This is a genomic window from Pseudomonas sp. ML2-2023-6, assembly GCF_037055265.1.
GTDB lineage: Bacteria > Pseudomonadota > Gammaproteobacteria > Pseudomonadales > Pseudomonadaceae > Aquipseudomonas > Aquipseudomonas kulmbachensis.
In genome coordinates this window covers 676,762-693,190 of sequence record NZ_CP146347.1, presented here as the reverse complement: position 1 = coordinate 693,190, position 16,429 = coordinate 676,762, and the positions used below count along the sequence as shown (strand labels likewise).

Below are 16,429 nucleotides of genomic sequence, written 5' to 3'. Positions count from 1 at the left end.
TAGAACGTACGGGTCAATGAAAGCGAGCCAATCGTGGCTGGACACTATGTACTGGTCTCCAAACTCGCCTCGTGAACGCAGTCATACTGTGCTGACGCTTGCTTGAGTTTTTCTGCGATCTGCTGACGCAGACTTAGCGGTGCTTCAATTATCAAAGCGTCGCCTTGGGAAAGAATCCACCACTGCAATTGCCACGTATCACTGATCGTGGCCCGCAGACGATAACCCTCCTGGAGTTTTTCCAAGGTCATATCGGATGACAGAGGCGTCTCCCGAAGCAAGCGCGCTAGGCTGTCACTAAGCCTGGCCTGCAGGCTGATTTTGGCAGTACTGCCGAACTGCAAGGCATTACTGGCCAAGTACTCCTGCAGATCGAAATCATCCAGGCCCAGCGCAGAGCTCGGCAGAGTTTCGGCTTGGCGAAAACGATGGATAGCGTACTGGCGGACATCGGCATAGGGTGGCGCCGTACCAATCAGATAGGTGATGGGGCCCCGCTGCACCAAGGCGAGAGGATTGAGCACCAGCTCCCGCTCTTTATCATTGTGGGCCGAGTAATAGCGGCATTGCAGTTGTTTTTCCTGCAGCAAAGCCGCCTGCAAGGTTTCCAGAATATTTTCCGGCGTATTCGGTGGCAACAGGCTCAGATCGGGGCTGACACTCGCCACTTTGCCCAGCCAACGTATTGTCTGGTTGTCCTGCGACAGGCTTTCCAGTTTTTTTCTGGCGAACCGAAAGCGCGGCTCCAATGCCCGCAACATGCTGCCTGGCAAGAGCGGTCGGATCGCATCTTCGACCAAGACAAGACTCAGGGCCTCGCCCGTGCTTATACCTGGCAAGCTCACACTGGCCCCCTCGGCCCAGTACCATCCGTAAGGAGTGCCTTTATCGTTACACTGCAGGGGGAATAGCCTGGATAACGCGACCAGGTCACGCTCGATGGTGCGCTTACTGACTTGGTATCCAGCCTCTTGCATTCCATCCAGCAATTCCGTCGTAGTAAGCCCAGGACTACGGGAAGGGATTTTCTGCAACAGATCCCATTGTCGGGTTGTAGCGTCGTGTACTGATGAAGATGGCAAGACTGGCTCCCTGTCAGTTCTAGTGAGGCAAGCATGATGATCCTTCCCAATATACGTGGCAATTGGACATTACGGTGACCTGCTAACGCGCATCCGCTCGCTTTACCATTCAACCTTTTCCCAGTGGCGGAGACCGGGTAGAAACAGCTAGTGCACGAATCCGATAGGGCGCTGCACGGGCATCTTGAGGCGGCTTTCCGCAAGCAAGGCTTGGGCAAGCTCTTCGGCGCTGGCAAATGGCTTGAAGCGCGCGCGCCGAGCAACCAGGGCGAAATCACCTGGAGTCAGGTTGGCCTCCCTGGAGAGCCGCAAGCCGCTGGTCTTGGCGGGATCCTTGAGTTTTAGGGTTTGTAGATGTGCATTGAACAATGTCTGGATCTGAAGGGGCTTCAGAAAGCCAAAATGAATCTTCAAATCGAATCGGCGCAACGAGGCTGCGTCGAGGTCGCGCATCAGGTTGGTGGAGGCGATGAACAGCCCTCGATAGCTCTCCATCTGCGTGAGCATTTCATTGACGGCCGTGACTTCCCAACTCTGAGTGGCTTTCTTCCGATCCTGTAGGAAGCTGTCCACTTCGTCGAGCAGCAGCACGGCCTGTTCCTCGCTGGCCTTCTCAAAGGCTCTGGCCAGGTTCTGCTCGGTCGTGCCCACATAAGGTGAAACGAGATCGGACACCCGCTGCACCATCAGAGGCTTCTTCAGCTCGCGCGCGAGCCAGTGGCCGAAGGCCGTCTTGCCCGTCCCTGGAGGGCCATAGAAGCACAGGCGCGCTTCCGGGTGCTTGCGTAGTCCATCAATCAATCCATCGAGGGGAATATCCGCATTGATCAGGCTCGGGGAATAGAAGCTCGGAAGTTGCTGGGCCTTTTGCCGGCCCAGTTGCTCGAAACCCTGAGCTTTCAGCGTCGCATCAACCAGGCATTCAACGGTGGCATCGAGGCGCTTTCCCTCGCGCGGGTGCAGGCTGCGCGCGATGCGAGCCGCCCGGGCAATAACGGCGGGTGTCATCTCCTGATGCTCGATCAATTTTTCCACCAGTGCCTCGCCTAGACGGTCGCCGCTACACTCACGGACAATCTGTTCCCGTTGGCTCTTGGGTGGGTTGGGCAATTCGATGACCACGTCAAAGCGGCGGATATAGGCGTTGTCCAAGCACTCGATGTCGTTGCTCAGCCAGAAGCAGGGCAGGCTGTTCTCTTCCAGCATGCGATTGATCCAGCCTTTCTGAGTTTTGCTCTTGCTAGAAAAAGCTAAAGGCGAGGTGTCAAAGATGTCCTCAATCTCATCCAGCAGTAACAGGGCTTTTTGCGTCTGCAGTGCACTCATTGCCGAACGCAGGGCACACAGGCGTTGATGGGCGCTGACTGGGTCGCCGTCGCTATCGTTACAGGCAATTTCATAGAGCGAAGCCCCGAGCAGACGGGCAAGCAGGCGACTGAGTTGAGTCTTGCCGGTGCCGGGCGGGCCGTACAACAAAATGTTCACGCCACGGCGGCCTTCGGCGAAGGCTTTTTTCAGGTAGATGGTGGCAATTTCAAGAGATCGCCCCAGATGGTGGTAATCCTTCTCGCTCAGATGACCGAGCGGGCTGAGACGGAAGGCATACTTGAACAGCTCAATGGGCTGCCCATGGCTGAAGCGCAACTGCTGGAGAAAATCAGAGCTTTCAATTACCAAGCGGCTGCTGAGGGTACTCACGGTGCAGGATCGCGCATTGACCTCAATCAGTCCGGCACGCGCTAACCGCCCCTCATTGGCCAGGTAGGGAGCAACATCCTGTTGAGGGATATCGAGAAGTGTGGACAGTACCCTCATTGTTCGGTTGAAACCAAGCGCACCAAGTTGGTCTGAGGCATCGTTGAGGCAGGGATCGGTATGCAGCAGTACGCAGAAAGCCAGTATGCGCTGCTCGATGGCATCTAACCCGATCAGTTGCCCCAGCGCCTGTACATTCGCCTGCAGCCTGTCTGGGTAACCTACCACAGGGAACGCCAAGTGGAAGACGAGGCGCTCGCGCTTGAGTCGGCGCAAGGCCAGCGCCGGACTGAAATCATCGGCATCCACCAACTCTTGCAGGCCGAGTTCTGCAGCGATTTCATCGTCGTTGAAATGATGCCGCTGAATGAAGTTTCGGTGTCCGCCGAGATCGAGCATCAGCATAAACACCCATTTCAGGGACAGCGCACACGTATCGGAGGAGTGTGGCCCTGATGCGCGAAGGGTGGTAGAACTGGCCGAACGACGACGTATGGGCATGAGGCATATCCTGTACCGAATGTAGCGTCATTCTGGCGCAGGAGCGCGTCATCTTATGTCGCAACCATATGGAAGCAGCTCTAATCTCGTCTAGCGACAGCTTGCGATCATCTGTGCTGTTGTAGATGGTTCAACCGTGCATATCTTTCTTGCTACCCTCCGAGTCACCTACGCCAAAAGGACATTGCCCGTGACTATCCCCACCCCCAGCCAAATTGCTCTGTCCACCTTGGAGCAGGCGCAAGGCATCATGCTTCAATGGTTTGTGCCTGAAGGGATCTCCGCCGAGCAGGCTATAGAAAAACTACTCCCAATATTGGACAACCAAACATTGATGCACGCGATGCGCGAGCTCCGTAAAGAGCTGGAAAAAAAGCCTTAGCTGCAGTGAGTTCAACCAACTATCCCTGCACTGTGCATGCTTAGTACCTACCGGCCAGGAAGCAGACTCCCCACCTTTCAGTCGCATCGTGATCTCGTTCTGATCAGGTGACATGCTTGCGGTTGGCGGGTGAGGCGTTAAGCCGCGATCATGCGTTCAGCCCCGCCGATATACCTTCGCTGACATGAGCCATACGTCTGTCTAAAATTGTGTTTGCACGTCTGCCAAGCCGATCACCGACGTGCTCGATACCGCTCAAAATATTCTGCCATTGTGCTTTCCGCTGACTCCAACTGCGCCGCCGACAGCTCTTCGGCTACTGCGCTACGTAGCTTGCCTATACCTTTCATACAGCATCGATTTTTAATGGAGAGCGAGAGCCAAATATAGGCGCTCTCATAATCCTGAGGGACGCCTTCGCCGTTCTTGTACAGCCCTCCCAAGATGTACTGAGCCCAGGCATACCCCTGCTCAGCGGACTTGAGGTACCAGGTTGCCGCTTCTGCGAAGTCCTGCGGAACGCCTCGGCCCTTTTTGTAAAGGCGCCCAAGCGTGTACTGAGATAAGTCAAACCCCTGCTCGGCGGATTTGCGATACCAGACTGCGGACTCTACGAAGTCCTGTGGGACACCTAGTCCCTTCGCATATAACTCCGCGAGAGTATCTTGGGCCAGTTCACTTCCCTGCTCAGCAGCCTTACGGTACCAAACTGCTGCCTCGGTAAAGTCCTGCAGGACACCCCGTCCCTGCGCATAACACTCAGCAAGGGAGTACTGAGCAAGTTCATACTCTTGCTCAGCGGCCTTACGGTACCAAACTGTCGCCTCAGTTAGGTTCTGGGGGGTAGTTCTGTCGTAAAGCCTCGCTAAGGAGTATTGCGCCCAAGCATCTCCTTGTTCGACGGCCTTACGATGCCAAGCCACGGCCTTCGCGAAGTCCTGCGCAACACCTCGTCCACGCGCGTACAAGCGTGCCAACGCAACTTGGGCCCAAGCGTATTCCTGTTCCGCAGCCAGAAGGTACCAAGATGCCGCTTGCTCAAATTTTTCTCCCGTCTCATACAGACGGCCCAGAGCATACTGCGCGAAATTGTTCCCTTGGTCGGCGGCCTTGCTATACCAAACCAATGCTTTAGTGTTGCTTTGCTTCACCCCATTGCCCCTCTCGTACAGCTCGCCGAGGGAAAGTTGGGCCCAGACATGTCCCTGCACGGCGGCTTTACGGTACCAAGCGCCAGCTTTTTCAAAGTTTTTCCGGACGCCATCCCCCTGCTTGTATAGGTCGCCGAGGGAGTCCTGAGCAGAAGCATCACCTTGTTCAGCGGCTTTGCGGTACCAAGCGGCGGCTTTCACCAGATCCTGAGTAATGCCTTCGCCCTCTTCGTAAAGACGAGCCAAGGCATACTGAGCCTCCGCAAGCGCCTGCTCGGCGGCCTTTTGGTACCAAATTACCGCGACTTCAAAACTTTGCGGAACGCCTTTGCCCTTTTTGTACAGATCGCCCAGGGCATACTCGGCCCAGTCGACGCCTTGCTCGGCGGCCTTGCGATACCAGCTGGCCGCTTTCGCCATGTCCTGCGGGACACCTTGCCCACACTCATAAATGCGCCCCATGGTGTATTGAGCCCATTCATTGCCCTGCTTGGCGGCCTTGCGGTACCAGCTGGCCGCTGTCACAACGTTCTGCACGACACCCTCACCGTTTTCGTACATAGCTCCAAGGGTGTACTGGGCAGAGGCATCGCCCTGCTGAGCCGTTTGGCGAAGACTGTTCACGAATGACCGCTCCCTGATCTGCATTGAAGGTGCTTGAGCGTAAGCCCCAGCGATAAGTTGCAAAAGGCTATCACTTAGTGAAGGTGGCCCGCCTGCAATAACGCGCAGCGTGTAATTGCCGATTATGGTGAATCGCCCCCCACAGCCGGGTCGGCCTTGGTGACGACCCAACCGGGTACTGACCGCCAGAGCCGTGCGCTGCGCGCTACCAGCACCCTCGGCTATGGTTAAACCGTAGAGCACGAGGGGCCACCGCATGAAAAAAGCCATTGCGCAGGAAACCCTGGCCGCCCTGGTCGAGACTGGGGCAGCGCGGGAGTTTCGGGTACTGCGGGAGGGTGAGACCTGGCGGCTGGAACTGCGCCTCGGCGCCAAGTGGCTACCGATCCGCTCGCGGCGCGAACCGGTGCGGGTGTGGCGCTCACTGACCGCCGTCGGGCGGCTCTGCGAAGGGGTGGGCATTAAGGTGCTGACGGTTGAACTCTAATGAAAGTCGCATTAACCAGGTAACTGACCTGTAACCGCCGCGCCTTACAGTGCCGACGTGAAGCGATCCAATAGCGCAACCTGGCTGCGGGCTTTGAGTGCGTGCAGTCGTTGTTTCAAGCGTTCACCATCGGGATGTGCACAGGCAATCAAGCGCCCCACACGGCCCATTGCACGGCGAACCAAAGGCTCCAGCTCTGTCCACATCGTACCCTGCGTCGCCTGATCCTCCAACTGTTTTACCACCGCCCGAATCGCCTTACGCTCGGCCTTGGGTATGCCTGGGACTGCGTTAAAAACCGTCAGCCCGGTAACGGTCAAAGGCTCGAATCCATTTTTGGAGAGCACCGTTTGTCCGCGCTTGCGAATATGCAGCTTTGAACGCTTCTGGTAGCAGCCCTTCTGCGCCAGCATGTTGGTGACCGCCGACACGATGCTTGTTAGCGCTGATGGATCGAGGGGCTTAATGGAGGTGATGGTAATGTCATCCGCGAACCGAGAATAGTTGAACCCCTGCGCATTCAACTTGGCCACCAATGCCGGTTCGATATCCCAGAACACTAGGTTGGCTATATAACCACTGCTGCTGGCACCTTGCGGCACGACGCCATGGCGGGTTGTCAGCAGCGCCAAGATGCCTGCCACCGCCTCGGAAAACCCGAACAAGCCCACGAACAATTGCTGAACATGCTGCGTCTTGATGGAAGGGAAAAAGTCCTTAATATCCTGAAGCACCACGCACTGGGCACGACCGTGGATGTGCGCATTGGAGTAAATACTGCGGCGTTTAACCGGATCCTTGATCCCGCCATGGAGATAGCCTGGAAAGCGAACGCGAGCCAGCAGTCGATCAACGATCTTGCGCTGAATGGCTTTCAACGGCTCGTAGGCATCATAGGTATCACGGAGAGTGCCGTCTTTCTTGGTTTGCGGCACATGACGGTACAAGTTGGAGCTGCGTTTGGCCAAGCTTTCGAGGAGTTCGGCGGGTTCGCCAAGGGTCAACGACAGCGCCTTCAGGCTGTAGATCGGTTTAAAGGGATAAAGCGGAGCGTCCATTTCCTGTCCCCGAAATGACGTGAGGCCGATCACTGGATCGGCCTCACTAGAATTCGAATGATGTGGTTTGTTGCGTCATAGGAAGAACCCTACATTACTGCAAAGCCAATCCCAAATACTCCCTGAGTGATCCCAGACCCAGATTGCAGAACGGTACAGGATAAATTTTGCCACCGGTTTGGTAACAGCCTTCAACTTGACCCATTTGCGCTGACTCGGTTGCTGGGATGCAGTTTGTACGATGACGCGGGCATCTTCAGTGTTGTGCATGTGCTCATCGATACGAGTACCGACAGCATTCTTTACCTTCTTCATGGTTACAGTTCCTTACGGTGGATTACTCCGCCGCCAGGTATTCCGGGCCGAATGGAACTTTGAAGATGCCGCTACAAACCACAGTTCTGCTTATCAATCCTTGATAAGCCGTCCGCCGCATTTCTGTCAATTAACCGATGGAGCGTCGCTGACAGCCTCGTGACGTTTGCCACGAAACCCTCAGCGCTGAGCACATCGGGATGACGACAGGTGTGAGGCGAAGGTAGCTCTGGAGAACACCAAAGCTGGTCAGTTTCCCGACCACCAACTGCAAGCCCGATTCATAACCATGTTTAAAGAGCACCTGGGCGGTAACACCCAGCACTAATAGTTTTACCGTAAGTAAAGGGATGGATTCAATTGTTAATTGTCACCGGCCATTTCAGCTAGCCGGCGACATGCCCTCGATCAGATATCGAGCGGAGGGAGGGACTCAACGATATTCATAGTTTCTAGGCTCACCGTGACGACTCGCAGGAAAAGTTCCAGCGGATAGCGTGGGTTGCCCATGGTTTCGGTGGCCCAGTCGTTGGCGTCGTTGGTGATGCCGCTGTCTTTGTGCGTACTGACGCATTGACGCTCGACGACCCAGTCCAGCGCGGGCTTGCCGTTAACAACGTACTCGTAGGCTCGCAGTGGGATACCGGTAACGGTGATCTTGGCATTGTAGTGCAAGGTGCTAAGGTCTTTGTCTTTGCCCTTCTTGCCATACTTCATCTTGGTTACGCGGTAGTCACTGTCGCTGCTAGCGCTGCTTTGCACGCTGGCGGAGTACATGGGCACGGTTTCGTAGCCTAGGTGCAAATCAGCCAGCGCACGGCCCGCCTTGGAATAGGCCCAGAAATCAGCAGCGGCTTTTACCGCCGGTATGCGCGGCAGTTCTTTGTTGAGGTTATCGGCATACTTTTCGCGGTACTCCGGCGAATGCAGCAAGCCGTAAACATAATAGAACAGATCTTCCTTGCCGATGACTTCGCCTGGATAGGCGACACTGAAGTGCTCCAGGCCTTCGTCGGTAATGGCATCACGCCGTGTGCTGGCGCTGGGCTGTGTCGACGTATCAAACAGGCCAAGCGTTGCCTTGTTGGACTTAGCTTGATCTTCTGGGCTGTCGTACAGGTAGAGAGGGAAGCATTGCGCTCCGCCGTCAATTTGCAACTCTGGTATGCAGTCAAGCATTAGGGCTAGTTGACCCTCACCAGCCCAGCGTTGCTTAACCATAATTACTCGATTTTCTGCTGTCGCATTCGGGAAAATGCGGGGCATCTGCAATACCCTTTCGTTGAAAGTACGGTTGTAATAGAGCCACTGTTTGGTGAAAGGACGATAAAGACTGGGGATCAGTGAGCTAGGTTCCAAAGCAAAACGCCGATCTTTCGACAACTCTTTTTTAAGATTCACTGTCCAGCTTATTTGCGTGGAGTCAGTGTCAATAAAATCGTCTACCTTGGTTTCGCGGACTTTGTTGTCAAGCCCGGCATGGCTGGCGTTGAAGCGCTTTAGTTCGGCATTGTAGAAAGCAATCATCCGCCCCATGTTGGACGTTACGTTCGCCTTGCTGGCGTTGTAACACCAAGCATCGCGATTGGTGGCCACCCCTAGAGAGAAGTTCTCAAACAGCTTGGCGGCATCACCCTTCTTATCGCCCAGCACAATAAATTCACCAAAGCTGTCATCGCGCTGATTGACCCAGTCGCCATGTTCGTCGGGAGTAATTGGCTGCCAGGCGTTGGCGGCTGTAATGCCGGCAATGCTGGAGAAGGTACGAATTTTCTCCAGTTTCTCCGCTTGGCTTAGGTAGTCGCCAATATCGTGCCAGTGAATTTGCCCGTGATGCGGTGCGGTCGGGTTCTTGACCAGCAGCGTAATAGCAATAGGCGCGCGACTACCACTGCCGAAAATTTTGCCTCCCTCCCTGCGAGAAATCTCTCCGGAAGTCCGCTGATTACCGCGCAAATGAAACACATACACAGTGCTGAACTCTTCCGCTAAGCACTTGCGCAAACCGTCTGCGGAGGTTGAATCGGTAAAACCTGCGTTGGTAACAAAACCAATTACCCCACTGTCACCGATACGATCAGATGCCCAACGAATGGCACGGATATAGCTGTCGTATAGCCCCTTGCTTAGAGACGCGCTGGATTTTGCTGCATAGGTATCAGTAATACGGTCATCCAGAAGTGGATAAGCTACGTTGGCATTATTGTCGTTGGCGCTGGTTTGCCCTGCTGAGTAGGGCGGATTGCCGATGATCACTCGAATATCCAGCGCTTTCTGGCGGGTACGGCGGGCGCTGTTGTCCACCAGCAGCTCACTGACAAGATCGTCTTTTTCATAGAGCTGGAAGGTGTCGGTTAAGCAAATGCCTTCAAATGGCTGGTACTCGCCCCCGACAATGCTGTGGTACACAGCTTCGATATTGATGGCGGCAATGTAATAGGCCAGCAACACAATTTCGTTGGCATGGATTTGGCCTTGGTATTTGTCCTGTAGCTGCTCTTTGCTGATCAGGCCGCTTTGCAGCAAGCGGGTGATGAAGGTGCCGGTGCCGGTGAAGGGGTCGATGATATGCACACCATCGCTGCCCAAGGTCTGGCCGAACTCGCTTTGCAGAATGTCGTTGACGCTGTGGATGATGAAATCCACCACTTCAACAGGGGTGTAGACGATTCCCAAGCGCTCAGTCATGCGTGGGAAGGCGTTGCGGAAAAACTTGTCGTACAGCTCGACGATGATTTTCTGTTTGCCTTCGGCGTTCTCGATACCGTCGGCGCGCATTTTCACGCTGTCGTAAAAGCGTTGGAGGGTGTCGGCTTCTTTGTCCAAGTGGTGCTCTTGCAAAACGTCCAGGACGTTTTGCATTGCGCAAGACATGGGGTTGTTACTGGCGAAGCTGTAACCCTCAAACAGTGCGTCAAACACCGGCTTGGTGATTAGGTGTTGGGCCAGCATTTCGATCACTTCGCTATCGCCGATGCTGTCGTTTAGGTCATCACGCAGCTCGCTGGCAAAGCTAAAAAAGGCTTCGCGCTCGCGGGTGTTGGCTTCGTCTTCAATTATGCTGGTGATGCGAGTGATATGGGTGCGGGCAATTTTGGCGATGTCCTTGGCCCAGTCTTCCCAATGGTTGCGGTTGCCGCACTTCTGCACCACTTTGGCATAGATGGCGCGCTCTATTTCGCCAATTTCAAACTCCAGGCCGAACTGTTCAGGCGCGGGGCCGTGATCATATTTACCACCGCCTGTGCCGATGCCATAGGTGTTCTTGCCATTATCTTTGCCGGTGTTGTTGCGGTCGGATTTTTTGTTGAGTTTCTCGGTGACGGCGATGATTTCCATCTTGGCCGGGTCGCTGCCGATCAAGTCGAGCTTGTTGACCATGGCGTCGAAGCGGTCATCGTGTGAGCGCAGAGCTTGCAATACTTGCCAGACGACCTTGTACGTCTTGTTGTCGTTTAAAGCTTCCTCGGGTGCCATACCAGCAGGGATGACAACCGGCAAAATCACATATCCGCGCTTCTTGCCTTCGGCTTTGCGCATGACGCGGCCAACCGATTGCACCACGTCTACCTGTGAATTGCGCGGGGTGAGGAACAGCACGGCGTCCAGGGCGGGCACGTCCACGCCTTCAGACAAGCAGCGCACGTTACTGAGAATGCGGCAGGTATTGTCGGGCACCTCAGCCTTGAGCCAGTCGAGCTCAGCCTCTTTCTGGCTGGCGGTCATGCCGCCGTCCACATGGGAGGCCTCGCAGATCAGCGTGGCGGCAGTGTCGGTGTTTTCCGGGTTACTGGCTTTGTACGCTTCAACCACTTGATCAAACATGCTGGCGATGTTTTTGGAGCTGACCTTGTGGGTTTTTGCGAATTTTTGGTACTCGATCACCTGGCAGAAGGCCACGGCGCGACGCATGGGGTCGCCATCGTCTACGAGGTCTTCGCGAGTGTCTTGTTTGCTCAGGGCCTTCCAGCAGCCGATGATCTTGGCGGCGTCTTCCAGCTTGATTTGGTTGTCGTCGTCAGCCAGCAATTTTTGCAGGCGGCTGCTGATGTGCTTTTCATCCATGGCCAGCACCAACACTTTATAATCGACCAGCAGATCGGCCTTTACCGCTTCGCTGAAGGTGATAACAAATAGTTCTTTGCCGTACAGGCTGTCGTTATCCATGGAGCACAGAGCAACATCGTCTTTTTCAGCACTGGCCTTGGCCAGCTCACCATAGATGCGTGGCGTAGCAGTCATGTAGAGCCGTTTGGAACTGCGGATGTAATCGGCATTGTGGACTTTAACGAAGGCGCTCTCATCATCGTCGCCAAAGGTGGCCCCAGTGGTGCGGTGGGCTTCGTCGCAGATGATTAGGTCGAAGTTGGCCAGACCATGCTGGTGCTGGGCATCGCTGATCACTCCAATGGAGTGGTAGGTGCTAAATACCACGCTCATGTGTTGGTCATCGTGGCGCTTGAGCATCTCTGCTACCAACTTGCGTGGCTCGGTGGTGGCCGGATAGCGCAGTTCGTGGGCAAAGGTTTGTACCGCGTCGTCATCTTTCTTGCGCTTCTTGCCCACGTCGCTGTCAGAGCACACGGCAAAGCTATGCAACGGGGTTTCGCTCTCTTGCGTCCACTCGGTGAGTGTTTGCGACAGCAGCGAAAGACTGGGCACCAAAAACAGCACGCGCTTGCCCGCACCGGCCAATTGTTCGGCAATCTTCAAGCTGGTGAAGGTTTTGCCGGTGCCACAGGCCATGATCAGCTTGCCCCGGTCAGCGATTTGCAGGCCGCTGGCAACGGATAGCAGAGCGCGCTTCTGGTGGTCACGCAGCCGCTTCTTAGCCTTGAGCACTACAGCTTGATTGGGCTGATAGCGCGCCCAGTCAATCTGACTGTTTTCCAGGTCTTGGCGATCAATTTTGCTCACTGGCGGCTGCTGGTTTTGCAGGGCGTCGGCGGCGTGCTCGTTCCAGTTGTTGGTGGTGGTGACGATGACGCGATGGGTAAAGGGCTTTTTGCCTGACGCGGTAAAGAAGCTGTCGATGTCGCTTTTTTGGATGCGGTAGTTATCTGCGAAGAACTTGCACTGGATTGCGTGGATCTCCCCCGTGCCATGGGTTTTGGCTACGAGGTCGATACCGGTGTCGCGACCGTCTAGTCCTTGCTCCTTTGACCAGTCGGAATATGTCCACACTTGCGCATACAGATCGCAATATGTCGCCTCGTTGCGCAGGTAGGTGCAAATCAGCTCTTCAAAGTAGGTTCCTTTCTCGCGCTCGCTTACTGAGGCGGTGCGATAGGTGTTAAGCAGGGCGGTAAGAGCGGACATGAGAATTCCTTTTGAATACGACTGGCGCATCACGGGCACCAAATCGCAGCAGTCTATCAATTGGGGCACCTACGAACAGCCAAAAGAAAACCCCGGTAGACCTTTCGGTCAATCGGGGTTTGTTGGTAGGGCAGTGGGCCGTTAACTTTGGCCAAATCAATTAACTTTGACCGAAGTGGCGATTAACTTTGCCCACCTACAACATCATCAGAAGTCCAGGTTGGACACTGCCAGTGCGTTGTTCTCGATGAACTCACGACGCGGTTCTACGGCGTCGCCCATCAAGGTGTTGAAGATCTGGTCAGCGCCGACCGCGTCTTCGATGGTGACTTTCAGCATGCGGCGCACGCTTGGGTCCATCGTGGTTTCCCAGAGTTGATCCGGGTTCATTTCACCAAGACCTTTGTAGCGCTGGATGGTATGGCGCTTGGTGCTTTCGGCCATCAACCATTCAAGTGCTTCTTTGAACTCGGTCACGGCTTTTTTGCGTTCGCCACGCTGGATGTATGCACCTTCGTCAAGCAGGGTGCTCAGTTGGGCGCCCAGGGTCACAACGGTTTTGTAGTCGTTGCTGCCGAAGAAGTCACGGTTGAACGTGATGAAGGTCGAGTGGCCGTGGGAGATCAGTTCGACCTCTGGCAACCAGACATTACGCTCACGGTCTTCACGCAGGCTGGCCTTGTAAACCAGGCCCGACTTCTCGACCAGACGCAGACGCTCTTCAAACTTGGCCATCCAGTCTTGCATGACCGCGTGGTCGCCCAACTGCTCAAGGGTAACGGCTGGCAGGTAGATGAAGTGCTCGGTCAGCTCCTGTGGGTACAGGCGCGACAAACGCTTCAGAGTCTTCATCACCATGCGGAAGTCGTACACCAGACGCTCCAGCGCCTCACCGGAGATGCCCGGGGCTTCGTCGTTCAAGTGCAGGCTGGCATCTTCAAGAGCCGACTGGGTCATGTACTCTTCCATGGCCTCGTCGTCTTTGATGTATTGCTCTTGCTTGCCTTTTTTCACTTTGTACAACGGCGGCTGAGCGATGTAGATGTAGCCACGCTCGATCAGCTCCGGCAACTGACGGAAGAAGAAGGTCAGCAGCAGGGTACGAATGTGCGAACCGTCGACGTCAGCATCGGTCATGATGATGATGTTGTGATAGCGCAGTTTGGCGATGTTGTACTCGTCGCGGCCGATGCCACAACCCAGTGCAGTGATCAAGGTGCCTACTTCTTGCGAAGAAATCATCTTGTCGAAGCGCGCTTTCTCAACGTTGAGGATTTTACCTTTCAACGGCAGGATGGCTTGGGTACGGCGGTTGCGTCCCTGCTTGGCGGAGCCGCCAGCAGAGTCACCTTCCACGAGGTACAGTTCGGACAGCGCCGGGTCTTTTTCCTGGCAGTCGGCCAGTTTGCCGGGCAAGCCTGCGATGTCCAACGCGCCTTTACGGCGGGTCATCTCACGGGCTTTACGCGCAGCTTCACGCGCACGGGCTGCATCGATCATCTTGCCGACGATCAGCTTGGCTTCGTTCGGGTGCTCCAGCAGGAAGTCGGAGAAGAACTTGCCCATTTCCTGTTCAACAGCGGTCTTCACTTCGGAAGACACTAGCTTGTCTTTGGTCTGGGAGCTGAACTTCGGATCTGGCACTTTCACCGAGATGATCGCGGTCAGGCCTTCGCGGGCGTCATCACCGGTGGTGGCGACTTTGTGCTTTTTGGCCAGGCCTTCAGCTTCGATGTAGGTGTTGAGGTTACGCGTCAGGGCAGAGCGGAAGCCCACCAAGTGCGTACCGCCATCGCGCTGCGGAATGTTGTTGGTGAAGCACAACAGGTTCTCGTTGAAGCTGTCGTTCCACTGCAGGGCGATTTCCACGCCAATGCCATCTTCACGCTGCACATTGAAGTGGAACACCTCGTTGACCGGAGTCTTGTTGGTGTTCAGGTAATCAACGAACGCTCGCAGACCGCCTTCGTACTTGAACAGCTCTTCCTTGCCGCTGCGCTCGTCCTTGAGGACGATACCAACACCGGAGTTGAGGAAGGAAAGCTCACGAATCCGCTTGGCCAGAATGTCCCAGCTGAAGTGGATGTTCTTGAAGGTATCAGCCGAAGGCTTGAAGTGGATCTGCGTACCGGTGCTTTCGCTCTCGCCAACAATCGCCATTGGCGCCTGAGGTACACCGTGGACATAGGTCTGTTCCCAGATCTTGCCACTGCGGCGTACGGTCAGGATCAGCAGCTCGGACAGGGCGTTCACCACCGAAACACCTACACCGTGCAGGCCGCCGGAGACTTTGTAGGAGTTGTCATCGAACTTACCGCCAGCGTGCAGCACGGTCATGATGACCTCGGCTGCAGAAACGCCTTCTTCTTTATGCACATCTACCGGAATGCCGCGGCCGTTGTCGCGCACGGTGATGGATTCATCCGGGTGAATGGTGATGGTGATGTCGTCGCAATGGCCAGCCAGCGCTTCGTCGATGGAGTTGTCGACTACTTCGAACACCATGTGGTGCAGACCGCTGCCATCGTCAGTATCACCAATGTACATACCGGGACGTTTGCGTACGGCATCAAGGCCTTTCAGCACTTTAATGCTCGTTGAGTCGTACGTGTTTTCTTCGCTCAATGCCTTCACTCCCGATGGTCGTGGGTCTGGGTGATACAGCCCTGTTCCACGTGGAACAGGGCAACTGGCGTTTCCGTCTGCCAGCCTTCCCTCAATAATTCGTGATCTACACAGGTAATAAATACCTGGCAGCGTAAGTCTTCCAACAAGCGACACAATGCGTTGCGATGCTGCTCGTCCAATTCAGACGGCAAGTCATCCACCAGATAAATACATTGGCCACGCCGGGCTTGGCTGACCAAGTGCCCTTGAGCAATGCGCAGCGCGCAAACCACCAACTTCTGCTGCCCCCGCGACAAGATGTCTGCGGCGTTGTTTGCACCCAACTTAAGGCGCAAATCAGCACGTTGTGGCCCGGCCTGGGTGTGCCCCATTTGCTGGTCCCGGTGGACAGACGCGGCGAGTACAGCACTCAGCTCACGGTCTTTGTCCCAACCACGGTAATAGCTCAGCGTTAACCCTTCGAGCTCAAGTAACTCACTCAAGGTCTGCTCAAAGACTGGTTTCAAGGCTTTGATGTAGGCGCGGCGGTATTCATCAATTTCAGCACTGGCCAGGCACAGTTCCCGGTCCCAGGCCGCTTGTGAAACGGCGTCGAGTGTACCATGCCGCAGCCATGAGTTCCGCTGCCGCAGGGCCTTCTGTAGCCGCTGCCAGGTAGACATGAAGCGTGGCTCGACATGGAACACGCCCCAGTCGAGAAACTGCCTACGGATCTTTGGAGCGCCTTCCAGCAGTCGGAAGCTGTCCGGGTTAATCAATTGCAGCGGCAGTATCTCGGCCAGCTGCGCAGCACTGCGCGCATTCTGACCGTCGATACGAATCTGAAACTCCCCCTGGCGGTCCCGCGAGATACCCAGCGCACTGTGCCCGCCTTCAGCCAGTTCGACCTGACCAAAAACCGTACAGCTCTGCTGCTCGTGCTGAATCACGGGGTTAAGCCGCACACTTCGAAACGAACGCGCCAGCCCCAGCAAGTGGATGGCTTCCAGCACGCTGGTTTTTCCGCTGCCGTTGGCGCCGTACAGGATATTAATGCGGGGGGAAGGGGAGAAGGTCACCGGGTGCAGGTTACGCACCGCGGTGACTGTGACACGACTAAGGGACATCTAGCTTTGGCTGTGCATAAG

At 55.5% G+C, this 16,429-nt stretch carries 10 protein-coding genes; 2 read left to right on the top strand and 8 right to left on the bottom strand.

From position 1 onward, the window contains the following. Nucleotides 1–44 precede the first annotated feature (44 nt). Together V6L79_RS03060 and V6L79_RS03055 are read right to left on the bottom strand one after the other, a co-directional pair. Entirely contained in the window at nt 45–800 is a 756-nt protein-coding gene (locus tag V6L79_RS03060; protein WP_338579799.1) for a WYL domain-containing protein, read from the bottom strand. Nucleotides 801–1,229: 429 nt separating this feature from the next. Then, the gene (locus V6L79_RS03055; protein ID WP_338579798.1) at nt 1,230–3,242 is read right to left on the bottom strand and encodes an ATP-binding protein; all 2,013 of its coding nucleotides are present in this window, start codon (nt 3,240–3,242) and stop codon (nt 1,230–1,232) included. Between the two features lie 286 nt (nt 3,243–3,528). Between V6L79_RS03055 and V6L79_RS03050 the strand changes: the two genes are divergently transcribed. Further along, entirely contained in the window at nt 3,529–3,720 is a 192-nt protein-coding gene (locus tag V6L79_RS03050; RefSeq protein ID WP_338579797.1) for a hypothetical protein, read from the top strand. Nucleotides 3,721–3,953: 233 nt separating this feature from the next. On the opposite strand, the gene V6L79_RS03045 is transcribed toward V6L79_RS03050, so the two are convergent. Then, the gene (locus V6L79_RS03045; protein ID WP_338579796.1) at nt 3,954–5,495 is read right to left on the bottom strand and encodes a tetratricopeptide repeat protein; all 1,542 of its coding nucleotides are present in this window, start codon (nt 5,493–5,495) and stop codon (nt 3,954–3,956) included. A gap of 256 nt (nt 5,496–5,751) precedes the next feature. Here V6L79_RS03045 and V6L79_RS03040 point away from each other — a divergent pair, with 256 nt between their 5' ends. Continuing rightward, on the top strand, nt 5,752–5,982 hold the full coding sequence (locus tag V6L79_RS03040) for a hypothetical protein (protein WP_338579795.1): 231 nt from the start codon (nt 5,752–5,754) through the stop codon (nt 5,980–5,982). Nucleotides 5,983–6,026: 44 nt separating this feature from the next. On the opposite strand, the gene V6L79_RS03035 is transcribed toward V6L79_RS03040, so the two are convergent. The 5 genes from V6L79_RS03035 to recF all read right to left on the bottom strand — a co-directional run bounded on the left by V6L79_RS03035 (nt 6,027) and on the right by recF (nt 16,408). Next, entirely contained in the window at nt 6,027–7,040 is a 1,014-nt protein-coding gene (locus tag V6L79_RS03035) for a reverse transcriptase family protein (RefSeq protein ID WP_338579794.1), read from the bottom strand. A 75-nt stretch (nt 7,041–7,115) separates the two neighbouring features. Further along, the gene (locus V6L79_RS03030; protein ID WP_338579793.1) at nt 7,116–7,355 is read right to left on the bottom strand and encodes a hypothetical protein; all 240 of its coding nucleotides are present in this window, start codon (nt 7,353–7,355) and stop codon (nt 7,116–7,118) included. A gap of 408 nt (nt 7,356–7,763) precedes the next feature. Continuing rightward, on the bottom strand, nt 7,764–12,674 hold the full coding sequence (locus V6L79_RS03025; RefSeq protein WP_338579792.1) for a type ISP restriction/modification enzyme: 4,911 nt from the start codon (nt 12,672–12,674) through the stop codon (nt 7,764–7,766). Between the two features lie 207 nt (nt 12,675–12,881). Beyond that, nucleotides 12,882–15,299, bottom strand: coding sequence for a DNA topoisomerase (ATP-hydrolyzing) subunit B (gene gyrB, locus V6L79_RS03020; protein WP_261740333.1), 2,418 nt, complete (start codon nt 15,297–15,299; stop codon nt 12,882–12,884). Nucleotides 15,300–15,304: 5 nt separating this feature from the next. Then, nucleotides 15,305–16,408, bottom strand: coding sequence for a DNA replication/repair protein RecF (gene recF, locus V6L79_RS03015; RefSeq protein ID WP_261740332.1), 1,104 nt, complete (start codon nt 16,406–16,408; stop codon nt 15,305–15,307). Nucleotides 16,409–16,429 lie beyond the last annotated feature (21 nt).

What these genes read in the sequence shown, in the direction of transcription:
- V6L79_RS03030 (WP_338579793.1), bottom strand. Translation starts at nt 7,355, where the DNA reads ATGAAGAAGGTAAAGAATGCTGTCGGTACTCGTATCGATGAGCACATG.
- recF (WP_261740332.1), bottom strand. Translation starts at nt 16,408, where the DNA reads ATGTCCCTTAGTCGTGTCACAGTCACCGCGGTGCGTAACCTGCACCCG.
- V6L79_RS03055 (WP_338579798.1), bottom strand. Translation starts at nt 3,242, where the DNA reads ATGCTGATGCTCGATCTCGGCGGACACCGAAACTTCATTCAGCGGCAT.
- V6L79_RS03025 (WP_338579792.1), bottom strand. Translation starts at nt 12,674, where the DNA reads ATGTCCGCTCTTACCGCCCTGCTTAACACCTATCGCACCGCCTCAGTA.
- V6L79_RS03035 (WP_338579794.1), bottom strand. Translation starts at nt 7,040, where the DNA reads ATGGACGCTCCGCTTTATCCCTTTAAACCGATCTACAGCCTGAAGGCG.
- V6L79_RS03040 (WP_338579795.1), top strand. Translation starts at nt 5,752, where the DNA reads ATGAAAAAAGCCATTGCGCAGGAAACCCTGGCCGCCCTGGTCGAGACT.